Annotated in this window: 10 protein-coding genes; 3 read left to right on the plus strand and 7 right to left on the minus strand. The window is 70.8% G+C overall.

Going from position 1 to position 12453, the window contains the following annotated elements:
- Positions 1 to 81 precede the first annotated feature (81 nt).
- Entirely contained in the window at positions 82 to 639 is a 558-nt protein-coding gene (locus ACFYP4_RS20280) for a DUF6114 domain-containing protein (RefSeq protein WP_358852241.1), read from the plus strand.
- Complete coding sequence (locus ACFYP4_RS20285) at positions 629 to 1909, plus strand: hypothetical protein (protein ID WP_388786754.1); 1281 nt, start codon at positions 629 to 631, stop codon at positions 1907 to 1909. Before ACFYP4_RS20280 ends, ACFYP4_RS20285 begins: the two co-directional genes overlap by 11 nt.
- A 203-nt stretch (positions 1910 to 2112) precedes the next feature.
- Here the strand turns inward: ACFYP4_RS20285 and pyk are convergent, their stop codons facing one another.
- The 3 genes from pyk to pta form a co-directional block, all read right to left on the minus strand.
- On the minus strand, positions 2113 to 3543 hold the full coding sequence (gene pyk, locus ACFYP4_RS20290; protein WP_388786757.1) for a pyruvate kinase: 1431 nt from the start codon (positions 3541 to 3543) through the stop codon (positions 2113 to 2115).
- A gap of 73 nt (positions 3544 to 3616) precedes the next feature.
- On the minus strand, positions 3617 to 4849 hold the full coding sequence (locus ACFYP4_RS20295; protein WP_388786760.1) for an acetate kinase: 1233 nt from the start codon (positions 4847 to 4849) through the stop codon (positions 3617 to 3619).
- Positions 4846 to 6936, minus strand: a complete 2091-nt coding sequence (gene pta, locus ACFYP4_RS20300; RefSeq protein WP_358852245.1) for a phosphate acetyltransferase — start codon at positions 6934 to 6936, stop codon at positions 4846 to 4848. The genes ACFYP4_RS20295 and pta overlap by 4 nt, the downstream gene beginning before the upstream one ends.
- 282 nt (positions 6937 to 7218) lie before the next feature.
- Between pta and ACFYP4_RS20305 the strand changes: the two genes are divergently transcribed.
- Positions 7219 to 8244: an ATP-dependent 6-phosphofructokinase gene (locus tag ACFYP4_RS20305; protein ID WP_358852246.1), complete on the plus strand. Its 1026-nt coding sequence runs from the start codon at positions 7219 to 7221 to the stop codon at positions 8242 to 8244.
- Between the two features lie 44 nt (positions 8245 to 8288).
- Here ACFYP4_RS20305 and ACFYP4_RS20310 read toward each other — a convergent pair whose 3' ends face one another.
- From ACFYP4_RS20310 to ACFYP4_RS20325, 4 genes are all read right to left on the minus strand, one after another.
- On the minus strand, positions 8289 to 9002 hold the full coding sequence (locus ACFYP4_RS20310) for a helix-turn-helix domain-containing protein (protein WP_388786764.1): 714 nt from the start codon (positions 9000 to 9002) through the stop codon (positions 8289 to 8291).
- 194 nt (positions 9003 to 9196) lie between these two features.
- Positions 9197 to 10057 (minus strand): carbohydrate ABC transporter permease, encoded by an 861-nt coding sequence (locus ACFYP4_RS20315; RefSeq protein WP_358852247.1) that lies wholly within the window; start codon positions 10055 to 10057, stop codon positions 9197 to 9199.
- A gap of 1 nt (position 10058) precedes the next feature.
- Positions 10059 to 10967: a sugar ABC transporter permease gene (locus ACFYP4_RS20320; RefSeq protein ID WP_358852248.1), complete on the minus strand. Its 909-nt coding sequence runs from the start codon at positions 10965 to 10967 to the stop codon at positions 10059 to 10061.
- 53 nt (positions 10968 to 11020) lie between these two features.
- Complete coding sequence (locus tag ACFYP4_RS20325; RefSeq protein ID WP_388786769.1) at positions 11021 to 12412, minus strand: ABC transporter substrate-binding protein; 1392 nt, start codon at positions 12410 to 12412, stop codon at positions 11021 to 11023.
- Between the last annotated feature and the right edge of the window lie 41 nt (positions 12413 to 12453).

Below are 12453 nucleotides of genomic sequence, written 5' to 3' on the forward strand. Positions count from 1 at the left end.
CCGCCGGCTGCCCCGTCCGCCCCGTCCCTTCCGCAGTACGCGTACTTCTCACAGCAAAGCCGTTCCAGGGAGCTGTTTTCCATGAGCGCCGAGACTCCTGCCGCGCCCGGCCAGTCCACCCAGCAGAGGCTGCGATTCCGTGCCTGGCGGGGTGAGCGGCCGTTCTGGGCCGGCCTGTTCGTCCTGCTCAGCGGGCTGCCCATCGCCTACTTCCCGTACGCGAATCTGCAGATCGGCCATCTGACCCTGGCCATGGCCACCACAGCGGGCGCGGGGTCCCTGATCATCGGCGTGCTGCTCGTGGTGCTGGGGCTCAGCCTCTGGTTCCAGAAGCACGTGCGCACCTTCGCGGGTGTCGCGGCGATCCTCCTGGCCCTGGTGTCCATCCCGGTGTCGAACCTCGGCGGGTTCCTGATCGGTTTCCTGCTCGCCCTGATCGGCGGGGCGATGGCGGTCTCCTGGGCGCCCGGAGCGCGGGTCGGGAAGCCGGCCGAAGCGGCCCGCACGAGCGAGGCCCCCGACAGCGTGGCCACCGGGCCCGTGCCCGGACTGAGCAAGCCCGTCCAGCCGAACGAGCCGAACGATCTGTCAGGAACGAACCCGGTCAACGGGGCGAACGGGAGGCACAGTGCCGGCTGACGAGCTGACCCACGGGACGGCCGTGGACGAGTCCCCTGTGAGAACCGGGCCGCGCCACGCGGCGCCCAGGAAGCCGTTGCTCACCAGGCTCCACATGCCGGCCGGCAAGGCGATAGCCCTGGCGGCCATGCCGACGGCCGTCCTGATGGGAATGGGACTGACGCCGACGCTCGCGCAGGCCGAGGACCACCCGTCTTCCAAGAGCCTGACGGCGGACGAGTACCAGAAGTGCGTCGAGGCGCTGGACGGGTCCGAGAAGCCGTCGGCCAGCCCGTCGCCGTCCGCATCCGCTTCCGCCTCGGCGAGCGCCGACGCGACGGAGCCCGCTCCCTCGGCCACGGCGGCCCCGGACAAGACCTCTTCGCCGGATTCAGGTTCCGACGACAAGGCCGACTCCACGCCGACGCCGTCCCCGAGCAGGACGTCCCAGAGCGGCGGCGACGACACGCCGAAGCCGACTCCGGCACCGTCCGAGAGCAGCAGCAAGAACCCGCTGGACCCGCTGGGCATCGGCGACGCCATCAAGGACGTCCTCACGCCCGACGAGAAGCCGAGCGCCACCCCCACGCCGTCCGCCTCCGCCACGGCCGCCCCCGGCAAGGAGGCGTCCGACCCCGTCGAGGACACGGCCGACAAGGCCACCGGGACGGCCGAGGACACCGTGAAGGACACCACCGACACGGCGACGAAGACGGCCGAGGACACCACGGAGAAGGCGGCGGAGGCCACCGACGAGGCCACCGGCGAGGCCACCGCCTCCCCGAGCCCCTCCGCGAGCGAGAGCGCGGACGCCGAGGGCTGCCCGACGGCCACCGACGAGGAGGGCGGGGTCGAGAAGACCGTGTCCCTGCCCGACGACCCGTGGTACCTGAACGCCAGCTCGCTGCTGCTCAAGGGCGCCGACTACCAGGGCATCGTGAAGGTGCGCACCGCCAACGGCACCGTCAAGAAGGTCCTCAAGTACGTGATCTCCGACGGCACCGACATCGGCGACCTGCACCAGACGGTCGACGACAAGCAGACCGGCAGGACGTACCACGTCCAGGCGGCCAAGGGCTCGACGTCCACCATCCGCAACGGCAAGACCGTCATGTACACGGAGAGCATCTCCGGCAACCTGCTCGGTCTGATCCCGGTCACCTTCGACCCGGACAACCCGCCGCCGCTGAACATCCCGCTGATCTACTTCACCAAGGTGAAGGTCGTGCAGGCCGGTCAGTTCGGCGGAGACCTGACCGTGCCGGGGCTGCACCAGTACACCACCGGCTGACCGCCGCACCCGCCGGCCCGGAAGGCCGGCCCAGGACCCGCTCGGGAGCCGCACACAGGCCGCGACCCGGTTCCTCGCCGATGCGAGGGCCGGGTCGCGGTCTTCGCCGTGCGCACGGGCCCCCGAGCCCGCCCCGCGGCCTCGCACAGACGCCGAGGGCGCCCCCGTGACGGGGGCGCCCTCGGCGGCGTACGGGGACCGGATCAGCCGCGGCCGGTGCCGCCCAGGTGGTGCACCCGGACCATGTTCGTGGTGCCCGGGACGCCGGGGGGCGAACCCGCGGTCATCACGACGACGTCACCCTCGTCGAAGACGTTGAGCTTGCGCAGCTCGGAGTCGACGAGGTCGACCATCTCGTCGGTGCTGTTCACGAACGGCACGACGTGGGACTCGACGCCCCAGCTCAGCGTCAGCTGGTTGCGGGTGCCCTCGTCCGTGGTGAACGCCAGGATGGGCTGCGCGGCGCGGTAGCGGGAGAGCCGGCGGGCCGTGTCTCCGGACTCGGTGAAGGCCACCAGGCCCTTGCCGCCGAGGAAGTCGGCGATCTCGGCGGCGGCGCGCGCCACCGAACCGCCCTGCGTGCGCGGCTTCTTGCCGGGGACGAGCGGCTGGAGGCCCTTGGAGAGCAGCTCCTGCTCGGCCGCGATGACGATCTTCGACATCGTCTTCACGGTCTCGAGGGGATACGCGCCGACGCTGGACTCGGCCGACAGCATGACCGCGTCCGCGCCGTCCAGGATCGCGTTGGCGACGTCGGAGGCCTCGGCGCGCGTCGGGCGGGAGTTGGTGATCATCGACTCCATCATCTGGGTCGCGACGATCACCGGCTTGGCGTTGCGCCGGCACAGCTCCACCAGGCGCTTCTGCACCATCGGGACCTTCTCCAGCGGGTACTCGACGGCCAGGTCGCCGCGGGCGACCATGACACCGTCGAAGGCGGCCACGACGGCCTCCATGTTCTCCACCGCCTGCGGCTTCTCCACCTTGGCGATGACGGGGACCCGGCGGCCCTCCTCGTCCATGATCTTGTGGACGTCGTTCACGTCGTGGGCGTCCCGCACGAAGGAGAGCGCGACCAGGTCGCAGCCCATCCGCAGGGCGAAGCGCAGGTCGTCGATGTCCTTCTCGGACAGCGCGGGCACGTTCACCGCCGTGCCGGGCAGGTTGATGCCCTTGTGGTCGGAGATGACACCGCCCTCGATGACGACCGTCTTGACCCGGGCGCCGTCGACCTCGACCACCCGCAGCTCGACGTTGCCGTCGTTGATCAGGATCTGGTCGCCCTTGGAGACGTCGCCGGGCAGACCCTTGTAGGTCGTGCCGCAGAGCGTCTTGTCACCGGGGACGTCCTCGGTGGTGATGGTGAACTCGTCACCGCGCACCAGCTCGACGGGGCCCTCGGCGAAGGTCTCCAGGCGGATCTTCGGGCCCTGGAGGTCGGCGAGCACGCCGATGGCGCGGCCCGTCTCGGCGGCGGCGGCCCGGACCCGCTCGTAGCGGCCCTGGTGCTCGGAGTGCGAGCCGTGGCTGAAGTTGAAACGGGCAACGTTCATGCCGGCCTTGATCAGCGCGACGAGCTGCTCGTGGGAGTCGACCGCGGGGCCGAGGGTACAGACGATTTTCGAACGGCGCATAGGGCGATCCTATCGGTTTGTTTCGCTACGGAATATTCCGTCTGGCGGAAGATACAAAGGGGCGGGAGGCCGCTCAGGTGAGGCCCTCGGACCGGTCGGCGGACCCGTCCACGAGTGCGTACGTCTGCGTGGCGATCTCCAGTTCCTCGTCGGTCGGTACGACGGCCACCGCGACCCGCGCGTCCCCGGGGGAGATGAGCCGCGGCTCGTCGGACCGTACGGCGTTCAGCTCCCCGTCGACCGCCAGGCCCAGCCCCTCGAGGCCCGCGACCGCGGCCTCGCGCACCGGCGCCGCGTTCTCTCCGACGCCGGCCGTGAAGGCGACCGCGTCCACCCGGCCGAGCACCGCGTAGTAGGCACCGATGTACTTCTTCAGGCGGTGGATGTAGATGTCGAAGGCGAGCCGCGCCTGCTCGTCGCCCTCGTCGACCCGGCGGCGGATCTCCCGCATGTCGTTGTCGCCGCACAGGCCGACCAGACCGCTCTTCTTGTTGAGCAGAGTGTCGATCTCGTCCGTGGACATCCCGCCAACACGCACCAAATGGAAGATGACGGCCGGATCCAGGTCACCGGAGCGCGTACCCATGACGAGCCCCTCCAAGGGCGTCAGCCCCATGGAGGTGTCCACGCACCGGCCCTGCCGCACCGCGGACGCCGACGCCCCGTTGCCCAGGTGCAGCACGATGACGTTCACCTCGGACGGGTCCTTGCCGAGGAGCCGCGCCGTGGCGCGCGACACGAAGGCGTGCGAGGTGCCGTGGAAGCCGTACCGGCGGATGCGGTGCTCGTCGGCGGTCCGCACGTCGATCGCGTAGCGCGCCGCCTCCTCCGGCATCGTCGTGTGGAACGCGGTGTCGAAGACGGCGACCTGCGGCAGGTCCGGGCGCAGCGCCCGGGCGGTGAGGATGCCGGTCAGGTTCGCCGGGTTGTGCAGCGGGGCGACCGGGATCAGCCGCCGGATCTCCGCGAGCACGGAGTCGTCGATCAGGGTGGGGCGGGTGAAGAGCTTGCCGCCGTGCACCACGCGGTGGCCGATCGCCGCCAGCTCGGGGGAGTCCAGGCCGAGTCCGTCGCTCGCCAGCTCCTGCGCGACGGCCTTCAGGGCGGCCTCGTGGTCGGCCATCGGACCGGTCGTCTCCCGGGAGGTGCCGTCGCCGGTGAGCGGGGTGTGCTTCAGCCGGCCGGTGCGCTCGCCGATGCGCTCGACCAGGCCCATGGCGAGCCGGGTCCTGTCGCGCATGTCCAGCAGCTGGTACTTCAGCGACGAGGAACCGGAGTTGAGGACGAGGACACGGGTGGCGCTCACTGGGCGGTGGCCTTCTCGCTCGGGGTCTGGGACTGGATCGCGGTGATGGCGACGGTGTTCACGATGTCCTGGACGAGGGCGCCGCGGGACAGGTCGTTGACCGGCTTGCGCAGACCCTGCAGCACCGGGCCGACGGCGATCGCGCCGGCCGAACGCTGCACGGCCTTGTAGGTGTTGTTGCCGGTGTTGAGGTCCGGGAAGATCAGCACGGACGCCTGCCCGGCGACCTCCGACTCCGGCAGCTTGGTGGCCGCGACGGACGGCTCCACGGCCGCGTCGTACTGGATCGGGCCCTCCACGCTCAGATCGGGGCGGCGCGTGCGGACCAGTTCGGTGGCCTCGCGCACCTTGTCGACGTCCGCGCCCGAGCCGGAGGTGCCGGTCGAGTACGACAGCATCGCGATCCGGGGCTCGACGCCGAACTGCCGGGCGGTCGCGGCCGACTGGACGGCGATGTCGGCGAGCTGCTGCGCGTTCGGGTCGGGGTTCACCGCGCAGTCGCCGTAGACCAGGACCTTGTCGGCGAGGCACATGAAGAAGACGGAGGAGACGATCTTCGCGTCCGGCCTGGTCTTGATGATCTCGAAGGCCGGGCGGATGGTGGCCGCCGTGGAGTGCACGGACCCCGACACCATGCCGTCGGCCAGCCCCTCCTCGACCATCAGCGTGCCGAAGTAGTTGACGTCCGCGACGACGTCGTACGCCAGCTCCACGGTCACGCCCTTGTGGGCGCGCAGGCCGGCGTACTTCTCGGCGAAACGGTCCCGCAGCTCGGAGGTCTGCGGGTCGACGAGCTGCACGCCGCCGAGGTCGATACCGAGGTCGGCGGCCTTCTTGCGGATCTGGTCGACCGGGCCGAGCAGCGTCAGGTCGCACACGCCCCGCCGCAGCAGCACCTCGGCGGCGTGCAGGACGCGGGCCTCGGTGCCCTCGGGCAGTACGACGCGGCGCAGGTCGGAGCGGGCCTGCTCCAGGAGCTTGTGCTCGAACATCATCGGGGTGAGGCGGGTGCTGCTCGGCGCCGACACCCGCTTCAGCAGCTCGCTCGTGTCCACGTGCCGCTCGAAGAGGCCGAGCGCCGTCTCCGCCTTGCGCGGGGTCGCGGCGTTCAGCTTGCCCTCCAGGCCGAAGAGTTCGGTGGCGGTGGGAAAGCTGTTGCCGGGTACGGAGACCACCGGGGTGCCGGGGGCGAGGCGCGCGGCCAGCGTGAGGATCTCGTCGCTGGGCCGTTCGTTCAGGGTGAGCAGGACACCCGCGATCGGGGGCGTGCCGGCGCTGTGTGCGGCGAGCGAGCCCACCACCAGGTCGGCGCGGTCGCCGGGGGTCACCACCAGGCAGCCGGGCGTCAGCGCGTTCAGGAAGTTCGGCAGCATCGCGCCGCCGAAGACGAAGTCGAGCGCGTCGCGCGCCAGCCCCGACTCGTCGCCGAGCAGCACCTTGCCGCCGAGGGCCTGGGTGATCTGGGAGACCGTGGGGGCGGACAGCGCGGGCTCGTCCGGGAGCACGTAACAGGGCACGGGCAGCCGGTCGCCGAGACGCTCGTGAATCTTCGCGCGGTCGGCGGGGGCGACCCGGTTGGTGACCATCGCGAGGACGTCGCAGCCGAGCCCGTCGTAGGCCCGGTAGGCGTTGCGGGTCTCGGCGAGCACCGACTCGGCCGGCTGCCCGCGGCCGCCCACGACCGGTATCACGGAGGCGCCGAACTCGTTGGCCAGCCGGGCGTTGACCGCCAGCTCGTCGGGGAACTGGGTGTCCGCGAAGTCGGTGCCGAGGACGAGGACCACGTCGTAGTCGCGCGCGACCAGGTGGAAGCGGTCCACCAGCGTCGACACCAGTTCGTCGGTGCCCTGCTCGGCCTGGAGCGCGGACGCCTCGTAGTAGTCCATGCCGTACACCGTCGCCGGGTCCTGCGTGAGCCGGTAGCGGGCGCGCAGCAGCTCGAAGAGCCGGTCCGGACCGTCGTGGACGAGCGGACGGAACACCCCCACCCGGTCCACCTGGCGGGTCAGGAGTTCCATGACTCCCAGCTCGACGACCTGGCGGCCGTCGCCGCGGTCGATCCCGGTCACGTACACGCTGCGCGTCACGCGTGCTCTCCGTTTCATCACTGGGCCGGCTTGGTGCTTCTCGTGGCTCGGGAAAAAATACCCGCTATGGTGAGCAGAACCCTCTTGACAATACCTCCGCGGCTGGCTAGGGCGCCCGCCAGGCCGAACGTCCTGGTGAGGCGGGACAAGGGTTCCGCGGGGGTCGCGCGGCGGGGCGCGGGGGCGGTGCGTGCCCGGCGGACGGGAGCGGCGGCCGCCCGTGGAGCGTGAAACAATCGGTCTGGCTCACACGTACCAACAGCGAGCAGGAGACACAGCACGATGCGCATCGGAGTTCTCACCGCAGGCGGCGACTGCCCGGGGCTGAACGCAGTGATCCGGTCGGTCGTGCACCGAGCGGTCACCAATTTCGGGGACGAGGTCATCGGCTTCGAGGACGGCTACGCCGGCCTGCTCGACGGCCGCTACCGCACCCTCGACCTCAACGCGGTCAGCGGCATCCTCGCCCGCGGCGGCACCATCCTCGGCTCGTCCCGGCTCCAGCGCGACCGGCTCCGCGAGGCCTGCGAGAACGCGCAGGACATGGCCCGCGAGTTCGGCATCGACGTGCTCATCCCGATCGGCGGCGAGGGCACCCTGACCGCTGCCCGGATGCTGTCGGACGCGGGCCTGCCGGTCGTCGGCGTGCCGAAGACGATCGACAACGACATCTCCTCGACGGACCGCACCTTCGGCTTCGACACCGCGGTCGGCGTCGCCACCGAGGCGATGGACCGCCTCAAGACCACCGCCGAGTCGCACCAGCGCGTCATGGTCGTCGAGGTCATGGGCCGGCACGCCGGCTGGATCGCCCTGGAGTCCGGCATGGCCGCCGGTGCCCACGGCATCTGCCTGCCCGAGCGGCCCTTCGACCCGTCCGACCTCGTCGCGATGGTCGAGGAGCGCTTCGCGCGCGGCAAGAAGTTCGCCGTCATCTGCGTCGCCGAGGGCGCCCACCCCGCCGAGGGCACCATGGACTACGGGCACGGCGCGATCGACCAGTTCGGCCACGAGCGCTTCCAGGGCATCGGCACGGCTCTCGCGTACGAGCTGGAGCGCCGGCTCGGCAAGGAGGCCAAGCCGGTCATCCTCGGCCACATCCAGCGCGGCGGCACGCCGACCGCGTACGACCGGGTGCTGGCCACCCGCTTCGGCTGGCACGCGGTCGAGGCCGCGCACCGCGGCGACTTCGGCCGCATGACCGCGCTGCGCGGCACGGAGGTCGAGATGGTGCCGCTCGCGGAGGCGGTCGTCGAGCTGAAGACCGTCCCCAAGGACCGGATCGACGAGGCGGAGTCGGTCTTCTAGACCTTCGCGGAGGCCCGGGAAGCACGGTCGCGTGTTTCCCGTCCTCAGTAGGTGCTGCGCTGGACCGTCGACCAGAAGTGGTCGACGATCCGGTCCATGAAGTCCCGGCCGGCGTCGCTGGAGTCGCCCGCCGCCGAGCCGCCGGCCCAGCTCAGCGTGGCCGCCATCTGCCCCTGGTACTCCGTGTGCAGCTCCCGGAGGGCGTCCTCCAGCAGCCGCCGGTCCAGGGGCACCGTCTTGCCCACCGGGCGCACGTACGCCTGCCAGCGCGTCGTCACCGCGCCGCGCAGCAGCTCCCCGAGCTTCCCGTCGCGTCCGGTCACCGTGACGAAGTCGGGCAGCGAGAGGTCGAGCAGCTCGGCGAGCGCGGTGGACTGCCGCTCGTTGCCCCGCCACTCGTCGGTCTCCTCCATCCGCTGGTACGCGAGGAGTTCCAGGCCCACGGTGCGGGCGACGTCCTCGGGGGCGAGGCCGCGCGCGACGCGGTGCTCGCGCAAGGTCCGCGGTCTGCCGATGAGTTCACCCGGTGAACACCACAGCACGGCGGCGAGCGCGGTGAGTTCGGGACTGCTCGGCGCGGCGATGCCCCGCTCCCAGGCGACGACGAGATCGGGCGTGACATAGGGCAGCCCGTACGAGGCGCGCAGTCCGTACGCGACGTGTTCGGGTCCCATGCCGAGCCCGGCGCGCAGACGGCGGGCGGCGAGGGCGTTGAAGGGCGGGGTGGGCTGGGGGGCCGGCGGCTGGTGCACGGGCACAAGCTATGGGCGTGTGGCTGCGATGACTACGGTCTGTTCGGCCACAAACACGCATTGTAGGAACATACGGTTTCGGCCGCCGGGGCGCCGTGGCCGGAGATCGCCGGGTGTCTCCGGGTGTCTCCGGGTGTCTTCGGGTGGTCGTGGAGGCGGACACGGGTGGCCGCGCGCCGGTGGCCCGGGGCGGGAAAGGCTCACCCCTTCACGGCTCCGCCCAGCGCGAACCCGGCGCCCAGCCGTCGCGCGACCAGCACGTACAGCAGCAGCACGGGCGTCGAGTAGATCACGGAGAACGCCGCCAGCTGCCCGTACACCACCATTCCGCGGTTCCCGAAGAACTCGTTGATGCTCACGGAGGCGGGCATCTGGTCCGGGGTGAGCAGCAGCATGAAGGGGACGAAGAAGTTCCCCCACATCATCACGAACGAGAAGACCGTCACCACCGCGACGCCCGGCCCCATCAGCGGGAGCACGATCCTCAGCAGCGACTGGAAGGACGACGCCCCGTCCGTCCAGGCCGCCTCCTCGAGCTCCTTCGGCACGCCGTCCATGAAGTTCTTCATCAGCCAGATGGCGAAGGGGAGTTGGGAGGCGGCGAAGAAGAAGATCGTGCCCTGCGCCGTGTCGATGAGGTTCACCCGGACGAACAGCGCGTAGACCGGGACCATGATCGCCGTGATCGGCAGGCTCGTCGCGAACAGGACGGTCAGCAGGAGCGGGCGGTTGAGGCGGGAGGGGAACCGCGACAGCGGATAGGCGGCCAGTGCCGCGCACACCACCGTCAGCAGCGTGCCGCCGCCGCACAGGATCAGACTGTTGAGCAGGGGGGTGAAGATGATGTCCCGCGTCAGGACCGCGTCGAAGTTGGCGAGGGTGACCCCGTCCGGCGCCTTCACCCGCAGGTCCGCGTGCGCGTCCAGCGAGGACAGGACCACCCAGGCCAGCGGCAGCGCGAACGCGGCCGCCACGGCGAGCAGGCCGGCGTCCGCCGCCAGTCGCCGGCCCCCGCGACGGGACCCGGCGCCCCGCTTGACGACCCCGGCCGGTGACGCCATCTCAGACCTCCGTCCGCAGCAGGCGCAGGTACACCAGTGAGAAGAGGGAACCGACCACCAGGAGCAGCAGGGCCACCGCCGTTCCGTAGCCGATCATGCTCTTCTGGAAGGCCTGTTCGTACATGAACAGGGGGAGCGTCTGGCTCCGGCCGCCGGGGCCGCCCCGCGTCATGACCCAGATCAGCCCGAACACCGACAGCGTCTGCAGCGTGTTCAGCATCAGGTTCGTGCCGATGGAGCGGCGGATCAGCGGGAGCGTGATGTGCCACATGCGGCGCCAGCCGCCCGCGCCGTCCACCTCCGCGGCCTCCGTGATCTCCTTCGGGATCTCGTTCAGCGCCGCCGAGTACACCAGCATGGAGAACGCCGTGCCCCGCCACACGTTCGCGAAGGACACCGCGAGGATCGGCAGCGTGAACAGCCAGTTCTGGGACGGCAGGCGGAGCCAGTCCAGGAGCGCGTTCAGCGTGCCCTCGCGGCGGAAGAAGGCGTAGAGCAGGAAACCCGCCACCACCTCCGGCAGCACCCACGCCGTGATGACGATGCCGCCGACCAGCGTGCGCACCGGCTTCGACGCGCGCCGCATCAGCGCGGCGAGGGCCAGGCCCAGGGTGTTCTGGCCGACGAGCGAGGAGAGCACCGTGAAGACGAGGGTGAGCCAAACCGCGTTCAGGAACGCCTCGTCCCGGAACGCGGTACGGAAGTTGTCGAAGCCGGTGAAGGACGAGTGCGCCTGGCCGGTGAGCTGGAGATCGGTGAAGGCGATGTAGCCGCAGTAACCGATCGGTCCGGCGAGGAACAGGAGCAGGAGGACAACGGCGGGGCCGAGGGGGAGCACCCGCACCAGGGAGCGGCCCGGGCCGCCCCGCCGCGGGAGCGCGGCCCCCGGGCCGGCCGGCGGGACCGGCACCGGCGTGCCTCGCCCGCCCGGACCCGGGTGCCGGTCCGCCCGGGTGCCGACGCTCACTTCGACGTCACTTGTCCGTCGGTGGCGGACTTCAGTTCCTCGTCGTAGCCGCTCGCCGCCTCCTCGACCGAGCTGTCGCCCGTCGTCACCCGCTCCATGGCCTCCTGGATCGCGGTGGAGACCTTCGGGTACGCCGGGTAGGCGGGCCGGTAGTGCGTGCTCGCGACCAGGTCCGTGAAGAACTCGATGCCGGGCTGCGCCTTCACGTACGCGGGGTCGGAGGCGACGTCCTCGCGCACCGCGATCCCGGAGTTGGCGACGTACCACTTCTGGGCGTTCGCCTTGGTCTGCATCGTCTCGATGAACTCGAACGCCAGGTCGGGGTTGGCCGCCTTCGCCGGGATCGACCACGTCCAGCCGCCCGACATGCTCACCCTGCCGGGAGCCTGGCCGGCCTGCGTCGGCATCGGGGCGAGGCCGAGCTTGCGCGACCACTCGGGCCACTCGTGCCCGGCGCCCCTGCCCCAGTCCTGCGGCAGCCAGCTGCCGTCCAGGTCGATGCCGAGCTTCCCCTTCGGGAGGAGTTCGCCGCGGACCCTGGTGGCGAAGTTCGGGTCGAGGGCGTCGGAGACGTCCGGGCCGAGCTTCTCCCGGTAGACCGTCTCCACGAAGGTGAGGGCGTCCCTGAACCCCCGGCTCCCGGTGATCCACTTCTTGGACGCCTCGTCGTACAGGGGGTCCGACGTCCCGTCGCCCGTCCCGTACAGCAGCATCTCGAAGCCCTGCATGGTGGCGGCCTCGCCCGCGGGCTTGCCCGTGTAGACGTTGAGCGGGGTGACGCCCGGCACCTTCTTCCTGATCGTGCGCGCGGCGGTGAGGACGTCCTCCCACGTCTTCGGCCGCCAGTCGGCGGGCAGTCCCGCCTTCGCGAAGATCCCCTTGTCGAACCAGAGCCCTCGGGTGTCCGTGCCGTCCGGGACGCCGTACGTCTTTCCGTCCTGCGCCTTCGCCGCCGCCTTGGCCGTGCCGACGAACCGGTCCCAGTCGTCCCACTTGGCGAGGTAGCCGTCGAGCGGCTTCAAGTACCCGCTGGTGATGTCGGAGTTGATGAGGAAGGTGTCCTCGTAGACCAGGTCGGGAGCGGTCTTCGGCGACCGCAGCATCTGCTGGAGCTTCGTGTAGTACTCGGAGTCCGGCGCCTTGATCGGGACGAGCTCGACCTTCTTGCCCGGGTTCGCCTTCTCGAACTGCCTCTTGATGTCCGCCAGATAGGTGTCCATCACCTTGACCGAGTTGTCCGTGGACTGCTTGAAGGACACCTTCACCGTGTCCGGATCGCTGCCGGACCCGCCGCCGCAGGCGGTCAGGGCCAGGGCGGCGGGGAGCGTGAGCAGGGCCGCGAGGAGCGGCGGGGCGGTGCTGCGGGGGCGGGCGGCGGTGGGGCGCACGGGCACGACCTCCTACGGGCCTTCGTCGGCCGAGTCTGTCT

The organism is Streptomyces sp. NPDC005551 (genome assembly GCF_042871785.1).
Lineage (GTDB): Bacteria > Actinomycetota > Actinomycetes > Streptomycetales > Streptomycetaceae > Streptomyces.

Excerpts from the sequence above, each read along its gene's own strand:
- ACFYP4_RS20280 (WP_358852241.1), top strand. The coding sequence starts at position 82 with ATGAGCGCCGAGACTCCTGCCGCGCCCGGCCAGTCCACCCAGCAGAGG.
- pyk (WP_388786757.1), bottom strand. The coding sequence starts at position 3,543 with ATGCGCCGTTCGAAAATCGTCTGTACCCTCGGCCCCGCGGTCGACTCC.
- ACFYP4_RS20305 (WP_358852246.1), top strand. The coding sequence starts at position 7,219 with ATGCGCATCGGAGTTCTCACCGCAGGCGGCGACTGCCCGGGGCTGAAC.
- ACFYP4_RS20315 (WP_358852247.1), bottom strand. The coding sequence starts at position 10,057 with ATGGCGTCACCGGCCGGGGTCGTCAAGCGGGGCGCCGGGTCCCGTCGC.